Source organism: Gammaproteobacteria bacterium (assembly GCA_022340215.1).
In the GTDB taxonomy this organism is placed as follows: domain Bacteria; phylum Pseudomonadota; class Gammaproteobacteria; order JAJDOJ01; family JAJDOJ01; genus JAJDOJ01.
In genome coordinates this window covers 1-25463 of sequence record JAJDOJ010000272.1, presented here as the reverse complement: position 1 = coordinate 25463, position 25463 = coordinate 1, and the positions used below count along the sequence as shown (strand labels likewise).

Genomic DNA, 25463 nt, shown 5'->3' with positions numbered 1-25463 from the left:
GGAAGCCGGTTGCCCGTCGGGAACCGGGACGTGTTCGGTGACCCCCACCTATCAGCTCGCAGAAGGCGATGGCTGGTGGAACGTGAGGGCGGCCAACGATACCGTGAAAGCGCCGTTCAGCGAGTCGATGACGTTCACGGTTAGCGTGTCGGCACCGTAGCGATGGTCGATCATCATTACATGGATAATTTACAAGACGCTTCGATTTGGCGATCCGGTAACGGGCTATCCATCACTGATGATTGTGATCCTCTTTCTTGGCGGTATTCAACTGACGACGCTCGGGATCATTGGTGAATATCTCGGAAGGACCTTTAACGAAGCCAAGCGTCGTCCGCTCTACGTCATCGATACCTATCTGAGAAATGACAGACTAAAATAATGACATACCATCCTGCTTGTCTTTTCGTCCGTCCTCGGTGTTGCGACAACCGTTCCATGGTTCGACGATGCACCTGTTGTCGCGCCTGAATGACGGTCGAGCGAGCTAAAACGTACTTTTCGATGTTTTCCCGACCATTCCCTCATCGAACAAACCGACTACGACCTTGAGTCACTTGGAATCTGGCAAAGGATGTCTGGCGAGTCCCCAGGAATCTGACGGGCCGAGTGTGCTCGTGGTCTCTGAACTGAAGTATCAGTTCCTCTAGAATACCTTCCGTCGCTTTCACCTGGGCTCCCTGGCCGGACGATTCGGTCCAAGTCATTGCGACGCCTGACTTTTCAGTGGCTTTAGGCGAATACGGCGGTACCGCCAGTAAGATCGCTTCGGTTTAGGTCATAGCTTCCGGTTCCGTGCATATAATCAATACTCGATATCCGACCTTCACAGCTTGGTTTGGCGGAATAGCGAGTTGCCTCCCCGCTGCCGAACGGTGCGGCTTGCATCCCCTGCCTGTGGGGAACCGGAATCACAATCTTTTTTTGACTCGTGGAGTGCCTCGCCCCATGGACAAGCACGCAACCACTCACCCCGACAAGGGCCCCATTTTCATAGTGGGGATGAACGGTTCTGGCACGACCATGTTGCTGGACCACCTGAACAATCATTTCCGAATCTACGGATTCTGGCAGGAAACCCGCATCCTGCCGTACTACCTCAAGAATCGGGACAGGTTCGGTGATCTCGATGACGATGGTAATTTTCGCCGCCTCTGGGACGAGATGCGAAGCGCATACCCGTTCTGGAAGACAAACAGGAAGAGAAGTGTACCGTTACCGGACGACTGGGTCAGTGTCGAGCGAAGTCCGGCTGCCGTATTCGAAGCCCTTATCAGAAACTTCGCGGACAAATCTGGCAAGTCACGATGGTCAGAGAAATCGCCGATGTATGTTCTTCACATCGGAACAATTTCGCGGGAATTTCCGGATGCGCAGTTTATCCACATGATCAGGGATGGCAGGGATTGCGCGGCGTCGTTTCATCGCCGCTGGCGCTTTTCCCCCAAGCACACGATCCATAAATGGAAAGGTGTTGTTGAGGAAGGGCGGAGACAGGGAAGGGCCCTCGGCAACAGCAGGTATATCGAAGTGAAGTTCGAGGAATTGACAACCAACCCAGTGAGTGAACTGCACAAGATATGTGCCTTTCTGGGCGAGCAGTACGAGGAGTCGCTGCTGACTACCAGCCGGATGCAGCCTCGAATGCAGGGCAAGGAATCTGCGGTCATTGTGCCGAATCAGGGAAAGTACAGGACCTATTTCACCAAGAGACAGATCACGGCTCTTGAGCGAATTTCCGGCAAGACACTCTCGTCATTGGGGTATGACACGGAACTGGGTGAGTCAGACAAGGATCCTTCACACATAATGCTTGGTCTATGGGCAATCAGGAATGCGGCGTATCGAACGGTCGATGAATTTAGAGGCAAGGTGGTGGATAGAAAATCGAAGGGTTTCTCGGTACTTACCGGGCGCATCAAATCGGCGTTGCAGCAGATGGTAACCAACCGACGGTGAGTCGTCGCGAGTCTGGAGTCAACGAATGAATGAGAAGAAGAAAGTCCTGTACGTTACGTCATCACTGCCAGCGTTGACCTTGACCTTTATCTATCGCGAGATTTTTGGCTTGCGTCGGAAGGGTTTGGAGATTGAAACCGTCTCGATGAACCGACCGCCCCTGGAATCTGTCTCCGAGGAGGCGCATGGACTGCTCGAGACTACGCATTACCTCGATCAGGTTTCGCTGGTAAGGAAAATCGGGTCGATGATCGGTGTGATCTTTCGTCGCCCGAAGTCCTTCTTCCGTTGTGGAGGCATCTATTTCAGGGCCAGGCCAATGAAGAATGCACGGGACTATGTACGTCTGGCGTATCACCTGATGGAGGCATGTTATCTGTACGGAAAATACAGGAATCGCGGGATACAGCATTTGCACGCTCATTTCGTCAATGGACCGTCCTCCATCGCCATGTTCCTGTCCTTTCTTCTCGACGTCCCCTACTCGTTTACCATGCACGCGTCACTGATATGGCTTGATCCGGTCGCACTGTACAACAAACTTGATACGTGCAAGTTCTGCGCCTCGATATCCGAATACAACCGGGACTACGTGACTTCGGAGTACGGGACCCGTTTCTTCGAAAAAATAGAGATCGTACGTTGCGGAATCGATATGGAAAAGCTCGTCGCCATCGAGCGCCGCGAGACACCTGAGGCAAAGCCTTTCACGATTGTGGGAGTGGGACAACTCACGAAGAGAAAGGGGTTTCACGTCCTCATAAAGGCTTGCGGGATACTGAAGGACCGGGGGCTTGAGTTCCAATGCCTGATCGTTGGAGAAGGCACGCAGCGTACGGATCTGGAATCGTTGATTACCCGGCATCAACTCGAAGACATGGTGACACTGGAGGGCGCGCAACCGCAGGAAGAGATTCCCTCATACCTTCGGCAGGCCGATATCTTCGCGCTGCCGTGCGTGATCGCGGATGACGGCTGGCGAGACGGTATACCGGTCGCATTGATGGAGGCCATGGCCCATGAGATCCCCGTCGTCTCCACGAATATTCTTGGGCTGCCGGAACTAATCGACAGTGGCGAGAACGGTGTGCTGGTGGAATCGGGTGACGCGCTTGCGCTGGCCGATTCCATCGAGTCGCTGATGCATTCGGATGATCTACGTCATAACTTGGGAGAGAAGGGGGTCGAGAAGATCGAGTCCGACTTCAATGTCGAACGTTCCGTCGAAAAACTGGCGGTGCTGTTCTGATGCGGGAAAGAATCCGCAGTGCGATGCAACTCGGTGCACGCGGTCTTTTCAACCGCGCTGTCTGGCGTGGTGGATTGATCTTCAGGGGGGTCTGGTTTCGTACCCTGCGGTGGCGTTTAAGGAAACCGCCGATTCGGGAGGGGCACGAAATCGCCCTCGCGGAACCGAAACGGATTTTCCTCGCCTCCAGGGAGACCGTTATGGAGGTACTGAAAAGACAGAACTCGATCGCGGAGGGCGAACGTTTACGCATCTTGCGGATTGCCGGGGATACGCTGCAGCAAAAGGTCGATGTCCGGGGATACGGGGAAGTCCGAATAGATCTTTCGGATAAGAACTGGTACGCCTTTCACGGTGACGTAAACCTGATGGTGAACAGACACGATTTCCTTGTCTCACTGGTACAGGCCAGCCTTCTGACCGAAGACAGTCGTTACAGGGACTGCGTGATCAGTTTGTTCGATTACTGGATAAAAAATTTTAATATCAATGGGTTGGTGGATCATGACAAGCCGATCGATGCTGCGATCAGGGTTCTCAACTGGTTATGGGTGCTCAACTTTCGGGTCGCCATCGAAGAAATAGATCTTCATAAGCTCTTAACGGTAATTTACGAACAGATCGAATACATTAAGGCTTACCGCAGTGCCGGCGGCAATCATCTGGTACTCGAAGCGCTGGCAGTATACGTTGCGGGATCCCTGCTTGACGGGACGTCTTATGGCAGGACATGGAAGGGGTGGGGCGAGAAAACCCTCATCAGGGAAATGAAAAGGGAAGTCTTTTCGGACGGCGTCCATACGGAGCAATCGACCTTCTATCACCAGGTCGTTACCACGCATTTCCTGAAATTCTATCTCACGGCCAAACTCAGTGGAGATACGCTGCCGGCAGGATTTATCGAAAGGCTTCAGAAGATGCATGAGTACGTTCATCAGTCGATGAAGCCTGATCTGACCCACCCGATTCTGGGTGACGGTAATCTGTTGTCTACCGACGACCGGGAGCACTGGGAGTCGAAGTTGTTACTCTCGGCGAGGAGTCTGCTCTTCGATCTGCCACTGTATGAAGGGTTCCGGGATGCACTGAACGATTCGACAGTCTGGTTTCTGGGGCAACACAGGGAAGATGTTGAGACAACGGGTTCTGCGCCGGCTTCCTGTGTGTATCCGGCATCGGGTATCGCTGTTCTGAGGGACGAGGGATACTATCTCTGCTTCGACGCCGGTCTGTTCGGGGACCGGGAGTTCCCGCACCATGGCCATGCCGATGCGCTAGGTATCGATGTCTGTCTGGACGAGGAGAACCTGCTCGCCGACGCCGGCGGGTATGGGTATGTCGACGATACCTATCGGCGCTATTTCCGGGGTACCCGGGCTCACAACACCATATTGGTGGACGGAAGGGACCAGTCCCAGGTATTCGGGGTCTTCGGATACGGTGCGCTGGCGAACGTCAAATTGACCGATTGGGCAATTGGCCACGACCTGGACTATGTCGAGGGCGTACACGATGGTTACGCACCAATCGAGCACATGAGAAGAATTTATTTCCGCAAGAATCCAGTTAAATACTTTGTCGTTATTGACCTGATTTCCGGCGACGGATTACATGACCTGGAGATTTTGCTGCACTTTGCGGACAAGGTGCAATATGATCGAGCTAAGTCTGTTGCACGCTACCCGTCGGGTACCAATTGCAGTTGCGTGACGACGTATTCGCCAATGGATCTGGATGAGACGATCGTCAAGGGTGGGACCGATCCTTCTCCACAAGGCTGGCTATCTCTGCATACATCGGAGAAGCGACCGGCCGAGGTTCTTGTTTCGCAAACGCGGTCACGACTTCCTATGTACTGCGTAACTATACTCTTTCAGGAGCATGACGGCCTGTCATGTGAGTATTTGGGCGAGAAAGACCGCATCGTAATCGTCGGTTCCAGGGAAGGCGAAACCTTCTCTGACACCTACGATATCGGGGTTGAGCGCAAAAGTGTGCGACTCTCTCATGCGGAAAACTGAGTCATCGCGGAAATAGGAACAGCGGGGAAGCGAATTCTCCGTTGGGAATTCCCGCAACAGCTTGCAAGGAATGCAAAAAATGGCGCACGCGGAAAATGTGACCGAAAAGGTCTTTTTAACCTGGAATGCTTCTTGCACTAGGACTTCGACACTAGCGAGCCACTTCGGCGCCCAGCCGATACGGATCAGCTACCTGCAGGGGAAGAAACTCCCCCCCCTGCTGTTACTTCGTTACCTTATCTCCTTTACCAAGACGTTTCTGGTGCTGGCCAAACGTCGCCCCAAGGTCGTGTTCATGGAGAACCAGCCGCCATTTCTGATTATGGCGTGCTACCTGTACACAAGGCTCTTTGGTGGTGCCTACGTCATCGACTCCCACTCCGGCGCATTCAACAACAAGAAATGGGCCTGGGCAATGCCGCTCTACCGCTTCCTTGCCAAGCATGCCTATATGAACATCAATACCAACGAGCACCACAAGTCGCTTGTTGAGGGCTGGGGCGGGCGCTCGATTGTCATCAGCGACATTCCGGTCGATCACGCGACGAGTTACGAACGTATCGACGTCGATCCGCTTAGTGTGGTGGTGGTGTGCTCCTTTTCTTTCGATGAGCCACTGGAGGAGATCTGGCAGGCGGCCAGGCAATGCCCGGGCGTGACGTTCTATCTGACCGGCAATGATTCCAAGCTGTCACCTGAATTGAAGGGGACCCAGCCGGAGAATATCAAGACGGTCGGGTTCGTGCCCATTCAACAATATTTCGGGCTCCTGTCATCGGCGAAGGCCGTGATGGTACTGACTACCCGGGATCACACGATGCAGCGGGGGGCTTATGAGGCGCTGTCTCTGGATCAGCCCATCATCACCACGGATTGGCCTGTACTGCGCAAGAGTTTCGGTGGGGCAGCCGTTTATGTCAGGAACGACTCGGAGTCTATCGCGGAGGGTGTGCGGGAACTGCTGAGTCATCACCATGACTACAAGAGTGCGGCCAGGCGGCAGCGTGTGGTTCGACGGAAGAATTTCGAGGCAACCCGCCGCAAACTCATGGAAGAGTACATCGAAAGGCTGTCGTAATTGTCGTAATCGTATGTGCGGGCCCTTTGGGTCGACAGGCTAGTTTCGGGGCCATTTCTTTCTTGGTGTTCCGTCAGGCGAAATAACCCTGGAGAAGCCACCTACCAGGGGTATCGGCATCACGATATATCCAGAGCCGGCTTCCATGAGGGTTTGTGGCGACATGGTAGTCACGGCAGATGTCCCCTCCGTCCCACCAGCCGGTCTCGATTCTCTCCGGTTTGCCGGCAAAAGACAGTCGCCCGTCCAGCCAGGGTTTCCCGTGTCTGCATTTGAGAGGCAAGGCTCGGGGGAGGACCCAGATCGGCCTTTCGGGATGATTCTCCGTCATCACGCGGTCCTCCATGGTATTTTTTACTTCAGGTCGATGATCCCGGGGAGAGGCGGGGCGGCGAAGCGCCTCTGCGCCCAGCCGCGTGGCCAGTTGATCGACTACCTCAGCCCATTCATTTTCACGATTTTCCGGATCAGGGAAATTTTGACGTGCCGGAAAGAGACTGCGGTGTTCCGGGACCCAGGCCTGCGGTGTGCCGGCGGCAAGTGTCACGCTAGTAACCGGTTCAGATAGACGGATCGGTTTCAGGCGTTCGGCGAGTAGACGCAAAAACCGGGATGCATCCCGGGTGACGAGGCGTGTGCCGACGGCGACCGTGGTGGCCGGCCGGTGTTGATGGTGCAGGAAAAACCGGACAGACCGGGTGCCGGCATCCCGTATCCGGAGCCAGTTGCCCAGTTCGTCAAGGAGTGCTTCCATGACCGGCAGTAGGCGCCCTGTTTCCACGGTTCCCGTCGGCAGCTCGCGTGTCGACAGCAGTTTTTCGGGAGGTGTTGAGCTGCGCCGGGGCTCCGGCGTCAGTCCCATGAGTCGACTCATGTAGCTTGTCAACTCCGGTCCGAAGCGCAGGGCAAGGCCGTCTCTCGGCAGGCGCCACAGGTCACGCAGCGTGCGGACCCCGGCATGACCGAGCCTGGTGAGGGTGTCCTGTGGCAGGGGCAGGGCGGTGACCGGCAGTGGCCCCAGGGCCGAGCGTAGCGCTTCCAGGCGGTGGACTACCGTGTCACGTTCGTTTGTTGCCAGCAACAGGCTTGCGGCAGGGGCAGGGGTCACTGCGATACAGGACCGGTGACCCAGCCGGGAGAGGTCGTCTCGGATCCGAATCCGCAACGGATGGATGCCGCCGAACAGACGGAGGCTCCCGCTCACCTCGAGCAAAAGGCTGTCGGGGGGCTCCCGGCTGACGATGGGTGTGAACCGGTTTGCCAGGTTGGCGAGTTTCAGTAACCGTGAATGCTCGAGACCGATATCCCGATTTCGTATCTCCAGCGTGGGGTACAGGGCAAGCGCAGATGTCAGCGTCATGCCCGGGACGATGCCGCTGGCGGCCGCCGTAACCGAGGAACGATAGATGAGAGGTCGCCCTTTCTCATCCTGCACGACGGAAAGCGGGGATTCCTCGCCGCGTGACCGGGGCGACGAACCGGCGGGCCTGTCGGTATGCCGGAGTACCTCGACTGCGAGGTCTGGCAGATGGAGACACAGCCACAGGAGTCCGGGGGCGTGACACCCGGGAAGCCGGATCCGGTCGTCCCTCCCGACAGAGGGGGCGATGTTGACCGACGCGACTGCATGGGCTGTGGCGAGTTGTGACATCGCATGATTCAGCGGGGGAGTTCCACAACGGTGCGCCCGAGGGTGCCCCGCGCCTTGGCGATCCTGACCACGAGGGCACCATCCCGGGGACTCAGGCAAATCCGCAGGGCAGTGGGTGAATTGCCGGGATCCGTGGCGTGGAACAGAAAGCCCAGGCTGCCGCCTGCCTCGGCCGCGAGCTGCAGGCGTCGCGTCGCACGAAAATCCAGTTGCCGCGGCCAGGCCATCGCCATGCCACAACTCGCCGAGCGCAGAATTTTCTCCATGCACCAGGGAATGTCGCCCTCCGAACGGCAAGGTCCGACGATCAGGACGTGATGTGTGTTCACTCCGGCCTGCCGCAGCGTGGGGGCGTAGGGTATGAACGACGGGTCGATCCAGACGGCCTGGAGACCACTGCCGCAAAGCCGGGCCATGGCGGGGAGCAGGATGCCCAGTTCACCGATGCCTCGATGCGCAGTCACGATGTCCACCAGGGCGCCGGGTGGCCACCCGCCTCCGGGCAGGACGGCATCGAGCCCTTGAAATCCGGTCGGGATGCCTTTCCCGTCATGTCGGGGAATTCCCTGCCCGTGCCACAGGGTCGGGTGTTCCTTCAGGATCTCTTCCAGCTTCGTGTTCACGACGATTTCGGTGGCTCTTGCGATTGCCAAGCTGCGAGGTCGGGGCCAAGAACGCAATTGAAATATAATTAAAACAACATGTTAATGCCATTCTTGGCTGGCTTTCCCAGCGGGCCGATATACCTGTATATAGTTACAGTATAAATCCCGTTTCGCGGAAGACAAGTGCCGGTGTCGGACTTCGACCCGATGTGATGAGATCGGACAAAGGCTTGCCTTTTGCGCTCCGACATCGTATTGCAGCCGTGTATCCCGCCTCTCCAACCCCCCCGCCCCAGCAGGATTGGACGGAAGCGCAATCGAATCGACAGGAAAAGAACGATGCCAAATTCATTGCATCTCGTGTTGGTCCCGGCCATCCTTCTGGCCTGGGCGGGGGGAGTCGTGTTGGCTGTCAATGCCCCCCGCAAGGCAACGGAACCACAGGCCTCGAAGCGCCTGGTGTTGCATGATTTCGAGCGCGAGTCCCTGGTCGGCAACCTGGGGGGGATGGTCAAGAGTTGGATCAGGGGGGACGGTGAGGTCCGGTTGAGCCTGACACCGATGACGCAGACCGAGAATCCCGGTGGGAATCAGGCATTGCATTTCGGGTATGCGCTCGGGGAAGAGGGAGGAACTACCTCGACCGTGGGACTGCAACTCGATCTGAACGGTCTGGATGCCAGCGACTACGATCACCTGGAACTCCGGGTCCGGGGTGATGTGTCCGCCGGGTTCGCCGAGGCATTCAAGGTGCAGTTCCTGCGCCCAAGCAACCTGGCGCCCAAGATGAAGGAGAGCGGCAGCTATGTGATCACGGGCATCGACGGCGGGTGGCAGCGTATCCGGATCCCGTTGAATATCATGAACGGCATACGCGACTGGACACGGCTGAAGCATTTCGTCGTGGCATTGCAGTACCTGCGAACCAATCCCCTGAGTGGGGCCTACTTTATCGACGATATCGCACTGATAAGGACAGGGAATCCAGGGCCTTCGATCGACGACCCCGTCATCCCCGTGGCCAAGAAGGCCTGGGAGGCGGCGCGGGGTGGGGAAGCTGCCTCGAAACCGTTCGTCAGGGATCGATTGACGGAACTCCCATCACGGCGCCTGCTGAATGTGCGTGAGCTGCCCGACGATCCGCGGGAATTACTAATGCGTGTTGCCAGAGATACCTGGCGGGGTATCGACGGTATGACCGACCGCGAGAATGGCATGCCTGTCGACAATATCCTGTTGCCCTCCAAGGGCAGGATCGAGGAAGGGCTCAAAGTCGGGGACTACACCAACATCACCAATATCGGCATGTATCTGATGTCGGTCGTCGCCGCGAATGAACTCGGCTTTATCGATCGGAAAGGGGCGGTCGGGCGCATGGAGCGGGTATTGGGAACACTGGGTAAGCTGGAAACCCACGAGGGGTTCTTCTTCAACTATTACGACGCCATCTCCCTGGAGCGTACCAGCAACTTCATATCCTTTGTGGACTCGTCGTGGCTTACGGCGGGACTGATGGTGGTGCGAGCCGCGTTTCCGGAGCTGGGCGAACAGGCGACAAAGCTTATCCGGCAGGTTGACTACGGCAAGCTATACGACGAGGTCGAGCAGATGATGTCGCACGGATACTACGTCAATATCGACTACCCTTCTGAATATCACTACGGGATGCTTTACACAGAGTCGAGGGTCGGGAGTCTGATCGCGATCGGTAAGGGAGATGTCCCGGAGACACACTGGTTCCGGATGATGCGTTCGCTACCGAAGGAATTCGACTGGCAACGGCAGACACCGGTCGACTGGAAGACGCAGCGCATCGATGGGATCGAGGTCAAGGTAGGACACTACCGGTGGAAAGACATGGAGTATGTTCCTTCCTGGGGCGGCAGTATGTTCGAGGCCCTGATGCCCACGCTCGTCGTGAATGAGACCCGATACGCTCCGCGCAGCCTGGGGGAAAACGACCGGAGGCATGTGGATGTGCAGCTGCGGTATGCCACGGAAGTTTTGGATTACCCCGTCTGGGGGCTTTCACCGAGTTCTACCGTCCCAAACGATGGATACGGTGAATTCGGCGTTAAGGTCCTCGGGGCCAGGGGTTACGGGGGGGGGGCTGTGACGCCGCATGCAACGTTGCTTGCTCTGGAAGTCTCGCCGGATCGGGCTGTTGCGAATCTGAAGTCCTTGCTGAACAGATTCGATATCTATGGTGAGTTCGGCTTGTATGATGCAGTCGACCCGGAATCAGGCGAGGTTAGTTACAAGTACCTGGTCCTCGATCAGGCAATGTCTTTCATAGCACTGGCCAACTACCTGGCTGAGAATTCGATTCAGGACTACTTCGCTTCCGATCCCATTGCCGTTCGAGGTTTCGCCGTTCTGGGAGACGAAAGATTTTTTGATTGAGCCGGGTATCGATAATATTGGATTTTGGAGCCATTATGTTTTCGTCTTGCCGGGGAGGTCGGATACAACCAGTCAACGTATTAGAATCGATGGATATAATGCCTGCTAATTCACGCGGAATCCTTCTGCTGACACTGATAGTGGCCGCTCCAATTAGATTAGCCTTTTCCTTATCGTCTATCTATTGCAGAACTATCGTAGACCAGGGCAAGTCTGCGGTAGAAGATGGATTACGGGGCTGCCTTTCCGAGCTTCAAGTATCAGCCCACTGTTTCTCGCCTAAGAGAATCAGGATTATTCTAGAATGCCCGCTCAACAGAAGTAGTCCGAGATAGGTCAGGGAGAAAATCGCTGCACTTGCCAATAGTTTGACTATTTCAATCTCCCAAGGAAAATGCGTATATGTCAACGTTGAAATATATGCGCCTATCGCTGCCGAAACTAAATATGCAGTCAAGGTTTCCCAATCCTGGAGTTTCCGTATGGAAACATTAATTACCTTGGATACTCGCATGAATCTGATAATCTTCCCCAAAATGTTCCCGAAAAGTGCTCCGAGCGCAACGCCTTCGAGACCTAAAGTGAGCCCCCCAATGTAGCCCAGCATAATTGATACTGTCAGAGTGATGATGCTAATATTGATAACGAAGCGTTTTTGTTTGTATATCAGCAACAAATTAGACACATCAACTGCACTTAGTGCGGATCCAATCAAGAGTATTTTCATGATCGGAGCAGCATCCGAATAACTTTCTGTATACAACAACTCAATAACCGCATCTGCGGATACATAAAGGAAAAGAACAATAGGAAAAATTATAAAGCTGGCCACGAGATTGGCTCTGTTATTCAATTCTAACGATCTGCTTTCATCTCTTTTTAGGTCAGATTTGCTCATCTTTGGTACGATGACCTGCGTCATCGATCGTCTAAGAACACCAACAAGAGCTTGCACGTTGCTGGCTACAGAAAATATAGCTAACGCGCCGATAGGAAACATGAATACGACCATCCACTGCATGGCTTTGCTCTGCACTTGGCTGAGTATGGCAGACAGCCCGAAGGGTATAGAGAAGGACAACTGTTCACGAAATTTGGAGACATCCACTCTAAGGAAAGCAGTGCCATATACTCTGTAACAATAGTAGAATAAAACTATTGTCTTAAATAGCACAAATATCGTAAGCCCCAGATATATTGCCTCCAAACTAGCTGTGGCAGAAGCTATTGAGACTACAAGCACATTTCTTAATATAGACAACCATATAGTTGACGCAGCATGCCATCTATAGTTCTGGTTGGCACTGGGTAGATACATTAACAGCGAAGAGACTACCCATAGAAAAACAAATCCTGAAATCCAATAACCAAACGAATACTCTGTAGCCTGTTCGAAAAAATACGCGGGGTTCCAAGGCGCAACGATGATCGCCCAAATCAAGCCCGTTGCAGAAAGAAAAACAATCGTTTGGCTGGCATATAGAGGCTGGTCGGAAACAGACGATCGGGGAAGAAAGTACAATAATCCCCGAGGCATGCCCAAGGGGGCTAATAGCATAATGGAACCCGCTATCAGCCAAAATAGCCGGTATTCCCCAAACTGATCGACATTCAAGAGTCTGACGAGAAATATAGGCGTAATAACATTGATTAGTCTGTTGAATAATGACGCACCTCCCAACAGCAAAACCCCGATTCTGCCAGATGTATCCTTTTTCATTATATAATAAATATTTTAAAGAACTGGTTGTCGTATTTTTACCGATCAGGTTGAAGCGTTTCTGGAAATATGATGCGTTCGGATGTCGGTGCATCCATGCGCTTCGGTAGTCGAAGACTTCTCAAAGGCAGAATACAGAGAGTTGAACGAACCACCACGATGTCTAGTCCCTTTTAAGTTCAACACCGACTGGAGTTGAAACTCCTGATTGGCTATCTTTTTTCCAAACTGGTTCATATGACACTGTCTGATCATCAATACCATATCCAGAAAGTGCACCCGCAGCGCCATCAAAGTTATCAAGGTAAGGGCTTCCCGATGAGGCAATGACGTGTGGGATACAAATTCGTTCTGGATTGGTCAACAGTTTTCTTTTGAAGCAGAACTCCGAATTCCCGGCCGTCGATGCCGTGCTTTTCTCCATATTGTTCCCTTTATTTGCGCTTCCGTCATAAGTTGCGGTATTGAAGAAGGCGTTGTGCTTGACATGTGAATCGGAAGATATGTCTTTTGGCCTCCAGTTGCCGGAGTTGATAAAGATATTGTTTCGCATATCGACTTTTGAAGCCCCTCCTTCAAGATAACTGCCCGATGCTATGACTGCATTATTGTATGCCTCGATTTTGCTGCCATGTTGGAGTACCAGTGCGGCGCGTTTGTTTGTCTTATTTGCGACATCGTATAGCAGATTGCCAATAAAACTGATATTGTTAGGCCCCGACTTGGCGATATAGATCCCATTCTCAGAGTCCGTGATGATATTGTCTTCCACGAGAATGTAATCCGCATAGGTGTGGTGAATGGCAATTGCCGGTGCTGCGGGTGAGCCGTTCTGATCGCAGAGCCCTGTGTTCGGCTCCACTGCGCGAAAGCCCCAAATACGGTTATGAAGAAATTGAGCTATGTCCTCGCTGGATTTTACATGGGTTATTTTGATATCTATTGCGTTCTCTGCGCAGGAGTAAGGGCCTTTAGTGTTGAAATTACCTTTCCCGTCGGTATACATATCGCGGGTAATGTATATATCGTTATTTTCGACGATAATGCCGTCAAGACCGTGAGCCGGGGCTGTTTTCTTTGTGTTTGAATTGATCTGAATCCCATCCTCCGGACAGTTATATATCTCGTTGTTCACAATACGAGAACGAATAGTGGGTCCGTCCGAGTCGCGAATGGCAATATAAATGCAGGAATTTGCTTTGTTGTTTATCAGCTTGGGGTCGCGCAGTACGCTATTCTGTAAGGTGATGTCTTTCCCGCCTTCTGTAATACGAAAGAGTATGTCGTTGTTTTTCTCGAGGAGCAATCCATTAAAGATCAAATCATGGCTTTTCGACTTTACATCTATAAGTTTATTTCCCACCAACTTATTGTTGGGGTTTGTAACTGCCAATCTGTCGACAACCCAGTGTCCTGCACCGTTGAATAGTATTGCGGCAAGGGTGGCGCGCTCGTTAGATGACACTTCCCACGGCATCTTCTCGGTATCATTTTCTTTGGATAGTATAAGGTAACGATTTGACGTTGACGTACCGCTTTCCGTAATTGTTATCAGGCCGGCCCTGCTATAGTCACCGGGGCGAACGCAGAAGACACGAAATTTGGTATTGTTGATTTCCTTCCAGTCCGCGTCTGATTGGATGATTTTAACCTCGGAATTAGACGCGTTGCAATCCGGTAGCGAAATGACTTTCTCGTATTCTGCTTGGAAATCATCGTAGGTGGCAAAAGACGATGAAGCGGGGAATAGTAATATAAACACCAGACCAAGATGATATCTCATTGGCATGTCTACGCTGTGGAGTTTTAGTCGGCTGAGTTCAGATTCGGAAATATTCTTTTCTAATTCATTAGAGGAGAGAATTCTTATTGGCATTCATTAAAAATCGAAATATAATGGCCACAAGAAATTTGCAGAGTCACTTGTAAAACCATTTTTGCGAATTCATTAGGGCGCTAGTCCTAGGCTCAAGACCTAAAGTATAGGCAATATCTACGTTTTTGCGTAGCCACGTATGCAACTTTGTCGGTAGGGCGGTACCGTTGGATCCCTTACTCAAGCGGTGGTCGCGGTCATACGAGTGCTTTGAAGCAGCGCTTTGAACTCATGGAAATTCATGAAGCTTTCCTGCCAGTCAACCTAAATGTAACCCAGTTTTCTCAGATAGCTTTTCCCTAGCACCCTTAAAAATCTGTCATCAACGTCTGACAGGTGTTCTTTCCATCGCACTGCAGCGCCAGGGTCGATACCGGAACTGACGCTGATGGGATTGTGTTTGTCCCAATGGCGGCCAACGAGGCTTGAATTGACGAATACCTGTCTGAGCATATTAGGAGAATAGTCGACACCAGCAAAACTGCAGATCCCAGATAAGCTCGATTCCGGGTCTTTAACGAAATCCTCATACTTCAGGGAAAGGTAACGGTCCGAGTACCTTTCCCGGTACAGGCCATCGAGTTGCATCACACGAATCCAGTGTGCGGAAACGTTGGCCATCACGTAGTACTCGTGCAACCGTTTATTCTTCCGAACCAATTGATGGCGACGGGTTATCTTTTCACCCTTCTGTTCCATTTTCTTTTTCTGTTGGGATACATACACCGCCCTGAGATCCCTGATGATGTGTACGAACCTGGCTTCTGGGAACCACGAGAGTAACGTCGGCACGTGGAACACGTGACCTGGTGTCTTTTCTCCCCGAATACGCTTGTCGCCCGCATAGAGGTTCATCAATAGATCGAATACGGCGCTATCCGATTGATTCGCCATCTGGAGCCCCGATACCAGTTTCTCCCTTTCGACGGAGTCCTTTCGGTTCTCCCAGAAACCATCGCTTCGAGCGTAGATTAGGTCGGCGACCGCCAATGCCGTATCGTGATCCGCCAGATTTCCTTTCCGTCTGATCCGATCGCGCAATCCACTTTGGGAGGAACGCGTTGTCTTTGCAAATTCGGAAGACAGGGGCTGCGATACACCCTGGGCCGAGTAGTATTCGTACAGGCAGCGAATGGAGGAAACCCCGCCCAGGAAATGTGTCTCACCCGTGATCGCCAGTTCTTCAGATGCATTGAGCGTGTTCCTCAGCAGGCTGGTGCCGGATCTGCTCGTGCCGACTATGAATATATGTGAGGTGTCTGACATCAAATCGTTTCCGAGTAAAGTGCGGTGTCTCGTTCGGTTATTGGCCTATAGGGTCACAATATCGGCGTGCTGCCGGGAATGACACTTGCCCGGGTCGTTGTAAAGGCCAATTCTTAAGAACCGGCGGGCAAGCGATTCGCCCTGGTCCTTTGTTGTTGCCACGGCAGATTCCGATCGCCGACCTCGTTTTCACGTTAGTATGTGCTGGGTAGCTCCTCAGGCATTCTCGGCTGGCGATGAATAGCCCAGTTCGTTCAACAGTGAACTCAAGATCTCGTCAAGCATTGCGTTTATCCGTGAACCATCCGGTGCCCTCGTTCGGTTGCTGCGTCCACTGCTCATTGTCGCATCGATATACCCGTGTGCTCTTCGTGAATACTTCAGGTTCAGTGCGGTAAAAAGCTTGCCGATCTCCCGGTGCGGATCTTCGATAAATTCCTCGTATCGAAACTCGAAGTAGCGCCCCTCGGCCAATCTCGACGCGTCGGACTGGATGGATCGTACGATCGTGACCCATTGGATCGCAGCCAGCACTTCCGGGTCCCGGTCTGACTCCTCCCAGGCCTTCAACAGATCTTCAGGGAGTCCATTGTTCCACCAGGGGTGCTCAAAACCTCCACCTTCCTTCCAGAAACCGACCTTCATCAGGGATCTCACAACATCTCGCCCGTTGCGGATTACGTGAACAAACCTTGCCTGGGGGAAAATGCTGCTCAGGTACTGAATCCTTCCGGGGCCGGTGACCTTGTTGGCCATGCAAGGCTTGCCCTGATACGCCGAGGTTCTTGCAAATAGATCGGCAATGACCGCCGCGGTTTCCGGGGATGCGTCGACGCCGAGAAGATAGTCGCGCAGGAAGTCCGCATCGCAATACCGGCTCCAGAAGTCGTAGGCCTCTTCCGGACGGGGTAGAAACCGATTGCCGGGAATCAAACGGCCGTGCTGTTTCTTCTGACCTCTCAGGTCGAAGAACCGGTTATCGAAGATCCGACATAGAAGGTTCAGCGAGGGCCAGCTCGGAAAGCTATTCGAATAGTTCGACAACCAGCCCACGGATTCGTGTGATCCGAACACCTCGAATATAATGGTCGTCCCACTTCTTGGGGCTCCCACGAAGAATACTGGAGCGCAATCGGTCATTACGGCGCGACGCGTCTTGCGGATGCCTGTTCAATCAGGCGGGACAGTTTTCCGCCGATTGTTACCCAGTCGAAACGCGCCTTGACCATTTCACGCGCCTGCGCCCCGAGTGTCTCGCGAAGACCCGGGTCATCCATCAGTCTCACGGTCGCCTCGGCAAACGCCTTCGGGTCGTCGGCGACAAGACAGTGGACATTGTTCTCGGCCCCGATCGCTTCGATTCCGAGCGAAGTCGTCACAACGGGCTTGCTCATCATCATTGCCTCGAGAACCTTGTTTTTCAGACCACTGCCGATCATCATGGGGTTAATTACAACAGGGATGTTCGCGATGAAACCGGCCAGGTCTTCGACGAAACCCGGGAAATGGATATCTTCATATCGCCCGGCGTAGTAGAGCATGTCCGCACTGGGATTGCGGCCGATGAAGTAGCATCGTGTGCCCTTCGATTTCAAGTGCGGCAGATAGACCTTTTGAATGAAATGCGTGATCGCCACGACATTGGGTTTGAAGGCAAGGTCACCCCAGAATACGACCGCGTTGGATTCCGTTTCGGTCGGCGGGCTATCGTCGGGGGACAGATCCTCGACCCCGTTTGGCAGCAGATGAATCTTTTCACTGCCCGCGTTGAGACCCTTCAGCGCTTCAAGGTCGACAGGGGAGATGGTTGTGACGAGATCGTAGGTGCCGGACAGGCGGGCTTCCTGGCGCATGATGCGTCGCAACTGCAACCATGACTTCAAGTACCGCAGATTCCGTTTGCCGTTGAGTACCGGTGCAAGTTCGCGCTGAAGCGTCAGCGTGTTGCAATCGAAATCGTCGACGATTCGGGTGATTCCCATCAGTGGCTTAACGTATTCCGACATGTGCAGGGCGACCGCGATCACGACGTCGATCTCGGATTCTCTGGCGAACTGCTCGAGCTTCCGGATGGTGTGCCTGTAGTGTTCCGGCCTGCCGAGCCGGTTGAGCTCGGACTCAGAACGTCTGAAATGACGTAGAGCGGAACTGAATCCGGACGGCGGTTCTAGCATGAGGATTCCCCTGTAGATACCCTTCGACTCGAGTTCCGCCAGCGCGGCAGTGTCCTGCCCGCCGAACGTTGCCAGAAAGCATTCGTGCTCCCTGGCGAGTACCCGACTCAGATGGAATACTCTCAGCGCCCCGCCGTGCGACAAGGGGTAGGGAAGTACCTTGGTCAGAAAGAGTACCCTGGACATTAGGATGGTGTTCCGCGCATTTCTGCAGCTTGCCGATCGTCGAGTACAGCGGCTCCCCGCCGTCTGGTCACCAGGGTTGGGCAGCGGCACGAACCCGCAATGCCCCAGCTGTACGATCTGTCGTCTCGGCCCGGACACATGCGCCGATCCGGTGATGCCTGGTGTGTTCGGGATCCGGATCAAAAGCATTATAGAATGTAGTAGAAGGGAAATAAGTGAAGTCGATCGGGATTTCAACCGACCCGATCCGTCACGTTGCTTCGGGACGGATCCGCGGCGCGAGCGCCTGCTCGGGAAATCCGGTGCCTGATCAGTCGTTATAATCGATCCCGCAACAGACTATAGTTCAGGAACCGCATGCCTTTGCCGTCCAAACCTCTCACCGTCACCGACCTGCAGAAGATGAAATCCAGGGCGGAAAGGATTGCCTGTCTGACCGCCTATGACGCGGGATTCGCGCGCGTACTGGACGAAGCGGGCATCGATATCGTGCTGGTCGGAGACTCGCTCGGCATGGTGGTGCAGGGACACGACACCACGATTCCCGTCACCATGGCAGATATGCTCTATCACACCCGGTGCGCGGCGCGTGGCGTGAGTCGCGCCATGCTGATGGCGGACATGCCGTTCCTGAGCTATACCGATCCGGAGGTGGCCCTGTCCAGCGCCGGGAAACTGCTCCAGGAGGGCGGGGCGAGCATCGTAAAGCTGGAGGGAAACTCACGTCAGGCCGACGTTGTCTCGCGCCTGAGCCGGGAGGGGATCCCCGTGTGCGCCCACCTAGGATTGATGCCACAGTTCGTACACAAACTGGGCGGTTACCGAATGCAGGGGAAGGACCAGGCGAGCGCTGACGCCATGCGCAAGGATGCGGCGCTCCTGGCCGAGGCCGGGGCTGACCTGCTGCTGCTGGAATGTGTGCCGGCGTCATTGGCGGAGACGATTACGCGCGAAGTGACATTGCCGGTCATCGGCATCGGCGCCGGGCCCGGGTGCGACGGGCAGATTCTCGTTCTGCACGATATTCTCGGTATCACACCGGGACGAACCCCGGGGTTCGCGAAGAATTTTCTCGCCGGGAGACGGGGGATCCCCGAGGCGGTGCAGGCGTATGTGCAAGCGGTACGCGACGGCAGCTTCCCGTCCGCCTCGTAAAGACGCCCGCCGAATCGTGCCGGAATGCGTAAGGTAGGCGAGATCGTGGTATTGAGAGAGATCGTACGGTCTTGGCATGGCTCGGGCGGGAGCGTCGCGCTGGTGCCGACAATGGGTAACCTGCACGACGGCCACCTGTCACTGGTGAATCGCGCGAAGGCGCTGGCATCGAGGGTCGTAGTCAGCGTCTTCGTCAATCCGATCCAGTTCGACCGCCAGGACGATCTTGCCGCATACCCGCGCACGCTGGATCACGATGCATGCCTGCTGCGCGAGTTGGGCGTCGACCTGCTGTTCGCACCGACGGAATCCGAGATCTATCCTTCGGGCACGAATGAAGTCGCCTTCGTCGAGGTGCCGTCATTGTCCGGGATACTCTGCGGGGCCGACAGACCCGGACACTTTCGTGGCGTGACGACTGTTGTCAGCAAGCTGTTCAACATGGTGCAGCCGGATCTTGCCGTGTTCGGCGAGAAGGACTACCAGCAGCTCGCGATCATTCGCCGGCTTGTCCGTGAACTGGATTTTCCCATTCGGATCATCGGGGTGCCGACATCTCGGGAGGAAGATGGTCTGGCGATGAGTTCGAGAAACGGCTACCTTACCGCGGAAGAACGCGGTCGCGCCCCGGGTCTTTATCGGATGCTGAGACGGGTCTCGGACGCGCTCGGGTCCGGGGCGCGGGACCTCGAGGACCTGGAACGTTCGGGGAGGGATGAGTTGCGCGAGTCGGGATTCGATCCGGACTACGTGAGCATCCGGCGACAGGACGATCTGGGTCCGCCTTCACCGGGCGACACGCGCCTTGTCGTCCTTGCCGCGGCGCGTCTCGGAGCGGCCCGTCTGATCGATAATTTGATCGTCGGCGTTGAACGGCCGCCGCCGTTGTAACATAATCGGACATTCCGCAATGCAGCACAAAGCAGGAAGTACCGCGTGATTTTGACGCTACTCAAGGCGAAGCTACACCAGGCGCGAGTGACATTGTCCGAACTCGAATACGAGGGTTCGTGCGCGATCGACGGCGCATTGCTCGATGCATCGGGAATTCGAGAGTACGAGCAGATACAGATTTACAACCTCGCTAACGGTGAACGGTTCACGACCTATGCGATCCGGGCGCAGGACAACAGCGGCGTGATCTCGGTCAACGGCGCCGCGGCACATCTCGCCGGTCCGGGTGATCGGATCATCATCTGTTCCTATGCCCAGATGGAAGAGGAAAAAGCCCGCGCTTTCAGGCCGAAACTCGTCTATCTGGACGAATCGAACCGGATCAAGCGGGCCGGGAACTCCATTCCCATTCAGGCGGCATAATCGTAAGACCTGTATTCCGACGGCCCAGCGATCGCGCCGGGTTTCACAGGCCAGTTCACCGCCTGCGACCAGCCCCTTTCCTCGTTCGGCAACGGGTTCCCCGGAAAATGGTCGGGGTTTGCTCGCGAACAGCAATCAGCCCGTGTTGCGCATTCCAGTCGCAATGGCGTTGATACTGCGCAGAAGGGGATCCAGGTAGGGATTCGCCCCGTCGTCCGCGGTTTCCTCGAATTCCCGGTGTCGGCCCAGCAGGGTGATCTGGATATGGTTGAGCGGTTCAAGGTAAGGGTTCCGCCGGCTCAATGAGAGCCTCAATGTTGGATTGTCCTCCAGCAGCGCCGAAGTCTGGCAAATGTCCAGAATCTGGGATACTGTGCGCTGGTACTCCTGGTTGACCTTGTCGAAGATCGCCCGGGCGGCGTCCGCGTGTCGCGAAAGGCCGGCGTATCCCCGAGCGATTTCCATGTCCGCCTTGCTCAAGGACATCTGTGAGTTGTCCAGCAGGGAATTGAAGAACGGCCAGGTCTGGTACATCTCCCGGAAACGGTCGATGACCGTCGGGTCTTCCTGGCGCATGGTCTCCAGCGCCGTGCCGATGCCATACCAGGCCGGCAGTGTGTGACGGGACTGCGCCCAACCGAAGACCCAGGGAATCGCGCGCAGCGAGTTCTTGGAGCGGTCCTGTTTCTGTCGATGCGAGGGACGGGACCCGATATTCATTTGCGCGATCTCCCGCGCTGGTGTCACCTCGTAGAAATAGTCCATGAACCCGCTCGTCGCGTCGGTGAGGTTCCGGTAGGCAGCCTCTCCCAGCTTTGCCAGGCGATCGACAAGCGGGTCGAACGCGTGGCTGTGACCGTGCTGCCCTTCCAGCAGGTGGCAACTGGCCTTCAGGACACCGGTTGCTCCCATGGAAAGTTCGTACTTAGCGGTTCCGACCGTTCCATAGCGGTAGGACAGCACCTCGCCCTGCTCGGTCACCTTCATCTGACCGTTCACGGTGCCGTGGGGCTGGGCCAGGATCGATTCGTGCGCAGGGCCGCCTCCGCGCCCGACCGTCCCCCCGCGGCCGTGAAACAGCCGGCATTCCACGCCATGCTCCTTGGTGATCCGGATAATGTTGCGTTGAGCCCGGTAGAGGCTCCACGCGGATGCCAGGATGCCGCCGTCCTTGGTCGAGTCCGAGTAGCCGAGCATGACCTCCTGGCGGTTCCCGGAGGCTCGCAGCAACTCGACGTAGGTGGCGTTGCCCAGCAGGTCTTCCAGGACCTCCTCGACCCGGGTGAGGTCGTCGATCGTCTCGAACAGCGGCGAGATCCGAATCGCGCAATGCCACCCGCCATCGGTGTTTCTGCCTGCCAGCCCGGCCAGCCCAGCGAGCAGCATGACCTCCAGGACGTGACTGGCGTGGTGGGTCATCGAAATGACGTACTCTCCGAAGGCGCGTTCACTGATCTCCACGCGCATCTCCGCCATCACCTGAAAGACCTCCATCACTTCCAGGGTCGGGGGTGTCATGTCGTCGGGATCTGCGTCTAGAGGTGTCGGGGAGTCAAGCAACGAGGCCAGAAGGGAGAGTCTCGACGCCTCCGGCAGCGCGAGGTAGTCCTTTTCGGTGCCGGATGTCTGGAGGACTTCGGCGACCGCCTCTGTGTGCCGCGACGATTCCTGGCGAAGGTCCAGCCGCGCGAGGTAGAAACCGAAGGTCTCGGCGAGTCGAATCAGGTCTCTGAGCGAGCCCGCCGCGAGGTTGGCGTCGCCATGAGCCCTGAGCGACTCGCGAATCTGGTAGAGATCGTCCAGGAACTCGTCCTCGGACGGATAGGCATGACTGCGCGGCCCGCCCAGATCGCCGCGCAGGCACTGGTCGACATGCTCCAGGTTCCTGCCGAGACGGTAGGCCATGGTCGTCAGCTTACGACGGTAGGGCTCCCTTTCGTAACCGGAGTAGCCGCCATGGAAGGCAGCCTTGGCGATCTGGCGCTCCTCGGTGGAGCGGGGCACGAACTCTCCGGAGAGATCCCTGATGTTGGAGGACTGGGTCAGGATATCCACGAGCGCGGTGGTCCGGTCGATGTACTCGCGCAGGATCTCACGTGACTGCAGCCGCAGCGCCGTGCGCGTAACGTCCGCCGTGACGTAGGGGTTTCCGTCCCGATCGCCACCGATCCAGGAGCCGAAGCCGAGAAAACTGGGGACCTTGATCGCACGGGTGCCGCCCTCGTCGGCATAGTTCTTCATGATGGCACGTTCCAGGTTTCGATAGGTTTCCGGAACGGCGTAGAACAGGACGTTGCGGAAGTAGTACAGGCCGTTCTTGACTTCGTCCGCGACCGACGGCTTGTTCGGCCGCATCTCGTCGGTCTTCCACAGGATCTGGATCTGGGCCTGCAGTCGAGAATGAATCTCTTCGCGCCGAAAGGCGCTGTGTTGGGAGTTGTCGAGTTCTTCCCCGGTGAGATAGATACGTCGCAAGCTTTCCAAAATGGTGCGGCGCTTGGCCTCCGTCGGGTGCGCGGTAATCACGGGGATGTATCGCGTACGGTTCAGCAGTTTTTGGAGTTGCGCGGTACTGACCCCCCGTTCGCGGAATTCCGCCAGGGTATCGTCGAACGATCCTCGCCAGAGGCGTTTCCCCGAGCGGATCTGAATCTGTCGCTGCCAGTTCTGGAAGTTTTCCTCCGCGATGTTTGTCAGCGAAAAATAGACGGAAAAGGCCCGGACCACCTGCTGCAATGTCGGGAGGTCGAGTCGGTTCACGGCACCGTCAAGCTTTTCCCGACGGGTCGGGTTCTCGCGCTGCCGCAGGTTGACATAGCCCTTACGGAACCTTTCGACGATGGTGTAGATGCGGTTATCGGCGTGTTCGCGCAGGACGTTGCCCAGCAACGTACCGTAGAGCTTGACGCGCGAACGGAGCTTCCGGTCCTTGGAAGGCTGATAGGATCGCAATCGTGTCTGGTTCATGGGGTCGCCGGTAGGGGGCCTGTATCGATGGAACGGCGGATTATAGCGATCTGTGGGGGTGGATCGCGCAGAAGCGTCAGCGCCCGGCGCTTTCCGGTCGGAAGCCGTGGCGTGCCAGGGCCCATCGAACGTGTTCCCTGACCAGGGGCGAGGGATGGAATTCGCGGCTGCGAAGGGCCCTGACGACTTCTGGCGCCGTTGGTTCGTTGCCCAGCGCGACGGCGATGTTGCGCAGCCAGCATTCGTGCCCGATCCGTCGGATGGCGGAGCCCTCGGTCCTGCGCAGAAACTCTGCTTCGTCCCACGCGAACAGCCGGGTGAGCGCGGGGGCATCGAGCCCGTTGCGCACCGCGAAATCGGGTAGCGGGCTGGTTCCGGCGAAACGGTTCCAGGGACACACGAGCTGGCAATCGTCGCAGCCGTAGATGCGGTTGCCGATTGCCCCGCGGAGATCCTCGGCGATGGGGCCGCGTAGCTCGATCGTCAGGTAGGAGATGCAGCGGCGTGCGTCGAGCCGGTAGGGTGCGGTGATGGCCCGGGTTGGACAGACGTCGATGCACGCGCGGCAGGTGCCGCAATGGTCGGACCCTGGTTGATCGGCGGGCAGCGGCAGGTCCGTGTAGAGTTCGCCGAGGAAGAACCAGGATCCGGACTCGCGCGTTAAAAGGTTGGTGTGCTTGCCGATCCAGCCGAGACCCGCCTGCTGTGCGAGCGCCTTTTCGAGCACCGGAGCGCTGTCGGTAAATGCCCGGTAGCCGAACGGTCCGACGAACTCCTCGATACGCCGCGCCAGCTTCTGCAGGCGATGGCGCAGGACCTTGTGGTAGTCGCGTCCCAGCGCGTAGCGCGAGACGTATCCGAGCCCCGGTGTGTCAAGCACCGCCATCGGGTCTCGGACCTGCGGAGGCAGGTAGTCCAGACGTACCGAGATGACGCTGGTGGTGCCGGGAACCAGTGCCGAGGGGCGGCTGCGACGCGTTCCGTGGCGTTCCATGTATGCCATCTCGCCGTGCCGCCCGTCGGCCAGCCAGTTGAGTAAATGCGTTTCGTGCTGAGACAGATCGACGCCGGAAATCCCGATCCCGGTGAATCCCAGTTCGTCGGCCCATGTCCTGATGCGCCGCTTCAACGCGGCGGTGTCAAGGTCGACCGTGGACGCCTTGTGTATTTCAGAAGGACCGGCCAATGCTCGCCAACAGGCCCCAGCGCGGGGAGACCTGGGTCCCGTTCAGGTCGGTGTGGACCGGATAGTCGAAAGACAGCGTCGCATCCCCTCCGAGCCCGGGGGAGGCCCGGAAACCGGGAGACAGGGCGACGACCAGTCCCCCGCTGTTGCGTCCGGGTTGACCCGGATGAACTGCCGGCCATCGATCGCACTCGACATCTGTTGTGGTGGGTCCTCGAGACTCGACAGGCCTTTTTTCATGATCCTGCCGTCCTCCGCATAGACAACCGTTCTGGGTAGCAGGCCATCGATCTCCTGCATCGCGGCGTCGTATTTGCCCTGGTGGATCATCATTTCGCCGCGCGTAAGGAGGTGTAGGCGCGGGTCGGGAATGTTCATAGGGTCTCGTCCCTTGATGTATTGTGCAAGCGAGGGTCGTGCGCCGTTGACGCCGGCAGGTTTTCGTCCCTATCTTGCGAATCTTAGGCGATTTCTGTCAAATGACATACCATCCTGCTTGTCCTTTCGTCCGTCCTCTGTGTTGCGACAACCGTTCCATAGTTCGACTATGCGCCTGATGTCGCGCCTTGATGACGAACGATCCCGGCGCGGCGCTGTCCCTGCTTTGCTTGGGCACCGGTCTTGGGCTTCCTGCCCAAGCCGTTCACTGC

At 56.0% G+C, this 25463-nt stretch carries 18 protein-coding genes and 1 pseudogene; 9 read left to right on the top strand and 10 right to left on the bottom strand.

What is annotated here, in order from left to right:
* Nucleotides 1–190 precede the first annotated feature (190 nt).
* The 5 genes and pseudogenes from LJE91_18575 (at nucleotide 191) to LJE91_18555 (ending at nucleotide 6307) form a co-directional block, all read left to right on the top strand.
* Nucleotides 191–382 (top strand): annotated as a pseudogene (locus tag LJE91_18575) (glycosyltransferase).
* A 566-nt stretch (nucleotides 383–948) separates the two neighbouring features.
* Nucleotides 949–1959: a sulfotransferase gene (locus LJE91_18570; GenBank protein ID MCG6870653.1), complete on the top strand. Its 1011-nt coding sequence runs from the start codon at nucleotides 949–951 to the stop codon at nucleotides 1957–1959.
* A gap of 145 nt (nucleotides 1960–2104) precedes the next feature.
* Entirely contained in the window at nucleotides 2105–3208 is a 1104-nt protein-coding gene (locus LJE91_18565; protein ID MCG6870652.1) for a glycosyltransferase, read from the top strand.
* A 200-nt stretch (nucleotides 3209–3408) separates the two neighbouring features.
* On the top strand, nucleotides 3409–5229 hold the full coding sequence (locus tag LJE91_18560) for a heparinase II/III family protein (protein MCG6870651.1): 1821 nt from the start codon (nucleotides 3409–3411) through the stop codon (nucleotides 5227–5229).
* Nucleotides 5230–5308: 79 nt separating this feature from the next.
* Complete coding sequence (locus LJE91_18555; GenBank protein MCG6870650.1) at nucleotides 5309–6307, top strand: glycosyltransferase; 999 nt, start codon at nucleotides 5309–5311, stop codon at nucleotides 6305–6307.
* A 73-nt stretch (nucleotides 6308–6380) separates the two neighbouring features.
* Here LJE91_18555 and LJE91_18550 read toward each other — a convergent pair whose 3' ends face one another.
* Together LJE91_18550 and imuA are read right to left on the bottom strand one after the other, a co-directional pair.
* Nucleotides 6381–7958, bottom strand: a complete 1578-nt coding sequence (locus LJE91_18550) for a hypothetical protein (GenBank protein MCG6870649.1) — start codon at nucleotides 7956–7958, stop codon at nucleotides 6381–6383.
* An 8-nt stretch (nucleotides 7959–7966) separates the two neighbouring features.
* The gene (imuA, locus tag LJE91_18545) at nucleotides 7967–8581 is read right to left on the bottom strand and encodes a translesion DNA synthesis-associated protein ImuA (GenBank protein MCG6870648.1); all 615 of its coding nucleotides are present in this window, start codon (nucleotides 8579–8581) and stop codon (nucleotides 7967–7969) included.
* Nucleotides 8582–8902: 321 nt separating this feature from the next.
* On the opposite strand from imuA, the gene LJE91_18540 reads away from it, so the two are divergent.
* Nucleotides 8903–10966 carry a DUF3131 domain-containing protein gene (locus LJE91_18540; GenBank protein MCG6870647.1) on the top strand — a complete coding sequence of 688 codons (2064 nt, stop codon included), beginning with the start codon at nucleotides 8903–8905 and terminating at the stop codon, nucleotides 10964–10966.
* Between the two features lie 253 nt (nucleotides 10967–11219).
* On the opposite strand, the gene LJE91_18535 is transcribed toward LJE91_18540, so the two are convergent.
* The 5 genes from LJE91_18535 to LJE91_18515 form a co-directional block, all read right to left on the bottom strand.
* Nucleotides 11220–12686: an oligosaccharide flippase family protein gene (locus tag LJE91_18535; protein MCG6870646.1), complete on the bottom strand. Its 1467-nt coding sequence runs from the start codon at nucleotides 12684–12686 to the stop codon at nucleotides 11220–11222.
* Nucleotides 12687–12849: 163 nt separating this feature from the next.
* Nucleotides 12850–14562, bottom strand: a complete 1713-nt coding sequence (locus tag LJE91_18530) for a hypothetical protein (protein ID MCG6870645.1) — start codon at nucleotides 14560–14562, stop codon at nucleotides 12850–12852.
* A gap of 264 nt (nucleotides 14563–14826) precedes the next feature.
* Nucleotides 14827–15828, bottom strand: coding sequence for a sulfotransferase (locus LJE91_18525; GenBank protein MCG6870644.1), 1002 nt, complete (start codon nucleotides 15826–15828; stop codon nucleotides 14827–14829).
* A gap of 216 nt (nucleotides 15829–16044) precedes the next feature.
* Nucleotides 16045–16968 (bottom strand): sulfotransferase, encoded by a 924-nt coding sequence (locus tag LJE91_18520; protein ID MCG6870643.1) that lies wholly within the window; start codon nucleotides 16966–16968, stop codon nucleotides 16045–16047.
* Entirely contained in the window at nucleotides 16968–18188 is a 1221-nt protein-coding gene (locus LJE91_18515) for a glycosyltransferase family 4 protein (GenBank protein MCG6870642.1), read from the bottom strand. Before LJE91_18515 ends, LJE91_18520 begins: the two co-directional genes overlap by 1 nt.
* Before the next feature lie 363 nt (nucleotides 18189–18551).
* On the opposite strand from LJE91_18515, the gene panB reads away from it, so the two are divergent.
* The 3 genes from panB to LJE91_18500 are packed head-to-tail and all read left to right on the top strand — an operon-like array spanning nucleotide 18552 to nucleotide 20660.
* Entirely contained in the window at nucleotides 18552–19343 is a 792-nt protein-coding gene (gene panB, locus LJE91_18510) for a 3-methyl-2-oxobutanoate hydroxymethyltransferase (protein ID MCG6870641.1), read from the top strand.
* A gap of 24 nt (nucleotides 19344–19367) precedes the next feature.
* Nucleotides 19368–20234, top strand: coding sequence for a pantoate--beta-alanine ligase (gene panC / locus LJE91_18505; GenBank protein ID MCG6870640.1), 867 nt, complete (start codon nucleotides 19368–19370; stop codon nucleotides 20232–20234).
* A gap of 45 nt (nucleotides 20235–20279) precedes the next feature.
* Complete coding sequence (locus LJE91_18500; GenBank protein MCG6870639.1) at nucleotides 20280–20660, top strand: aspartate 1-decarboxylase; 381 nt, start codon at nucleotides 20280–20282, stop codon at nucleotides 20658–20660.
* A gap of 135 nt (nucleotides 20661–20795) precedes the next feature.
* Here the strand turns inward: LJE91_18500 and ppc are convergent, their stop codons facing one another.
* The 3 genes from ppc to LJE91_18485 all read right to left on the bottom strand — a co-directional run bounded on the left by ppc (nucleotide 20796) and on the right by LJE91_18485 (nucleotide 25191).
* Complete coding sequence (gene ppc, locus LJE91_18495; protein ID MCG6870638.1) at nucleotides 20796–23627, bottom strand: phosphoenolpyruvate carboxylase; 2832 nt, start codon at nucleotides 23625–23627, stop codon at nucleotides 20796–20798.
* A gap of 76 nt (nucleotides 23628–23703) precedes the next feature.
* The gene (gene queG / locus LJE91_18490; protein ID MCG6870637.1) at nucleotides 23704–24756 is read right to left on the bottom strand and encodes a tRNA epoxyqueuosine(34) reductase QueG; all 1053 of its coding nucleotides are present in this window, start codon (nucleotides 24754–24756) and stop codon (nucleotides 23704–23706) included.
* Between the two features lie 99 nt (nucleotides 24757–24855).
* Nucleotides 24856–25191, bottom strand: a complete 336-nt coding sequence (locus LJE91_18485; protein ID MCG6870636.1) for a hypothetical protein — start codon at nucleotides 25189–25191, stop codon at nucleotides 24856–24858.
* Nucleotides 25192–25463 lie beyond the last annotated feature (272 nt).

Excerpts from the sequence above, each read along its gene's own strand:
- LJE91_18550 (MCG6870649.1), bottom strand. The coding sequence starts at position 7,958 with ATGTCACAACTCGCCACAGCCCATGCAGTCGCGTCGGTCAACATCGCC.
- LJE91_18485 (MCG6870636.1), bottom strand. The coding sequence starts at position 25,191 with ATGAACATTCCCGACCCGCGCCTACACCTCCTTACGCGCGGCGAAATG.
- LJE91_18535 (MCG6870646.1), bottom strand. The coding sequence starts at position 12,686 with ATGAAAAAGGATACATCTGGCAGAATCGGGGTTTTGCTGTTGGGAGGT.
- LJE91_18560 (MCG6870651.1), top strand. The coding sequence starts at position 3,409 with ATGGAGGTACTGAAAAGACAGAACTCGATCGCGGAGGGCGAACGTTTA.
- LJE91_18565 (MCG6870652.1), top strand. The coding sequence starts at position 2,105 with ATGAACCGACCGCCCCTGGAATCTGTCTCCGAGGAGGCGCATGGACTG.
- LJE91_18540 (MCG6870647.1), top strand. The coding sequence starts at position 8,903 with ATGCCAAATTCATTGCATCTCGTGTTGGTCCCGGCCATCCTTCTGGCC.
- panC (MCG6870640.1), top strand. The coding sequence starts at position 19,368 with ATGCGTAAGGTAGGCGAGATCGTGGTATTGAGAGAGATCGTACGGTCT.
- LJE91_18525 (MCG6870644.1), bottom strand. The coding sequence starts at position 15,828 with ATGTCAGACACCTCACATATATTCATAGTCGGCACGAGCAGATCCGGC.
- LJE91_18555 (MCG6870650.1), top strand. The coding sequence starts at position 5,309 with ATGGCGCACGCGGAAAATGTGACCGAAAAGGTCTTTTTAACCTGGAAT.
- LJE91_18570 (MCG6870653.1), top strand. The coding sequence starts at position 949 with ATGGACAAGCACGCAACCACTCACCCCGACAAGGGCCCCATTTTCATA.
- LJE91_18530 (MCG6870645.1), bottom strand. The coding sequence starts at position 14,562 with ATGCCAATAAGAATTCTCTCCTCTAATGAATTAGAAAAGAATATTTCC.
- LJE91_18520 (MCG6870643.1), bottom strand. The coding sequence starts at position 16,968 with ATGACCGATTGCGCTCCAGTATTCTTCGTGGGAGCCCCAAGAAGTGGG.
- ppc (MCG6870638.1), bottom strand. The coding sequence starts at position 23,627 with ATGAACCAGACACGATTGCGATCCTATCAGCCTTCCAAGGACCGGAAG.
- LJE91_18515 (MCG6870642.1), bottom strand. The coding sequence starts at position 18,188 with ATGTCCAGGGTACTCTTTCTGACCAAGGTACTTCCCTACCCCTTGTCG.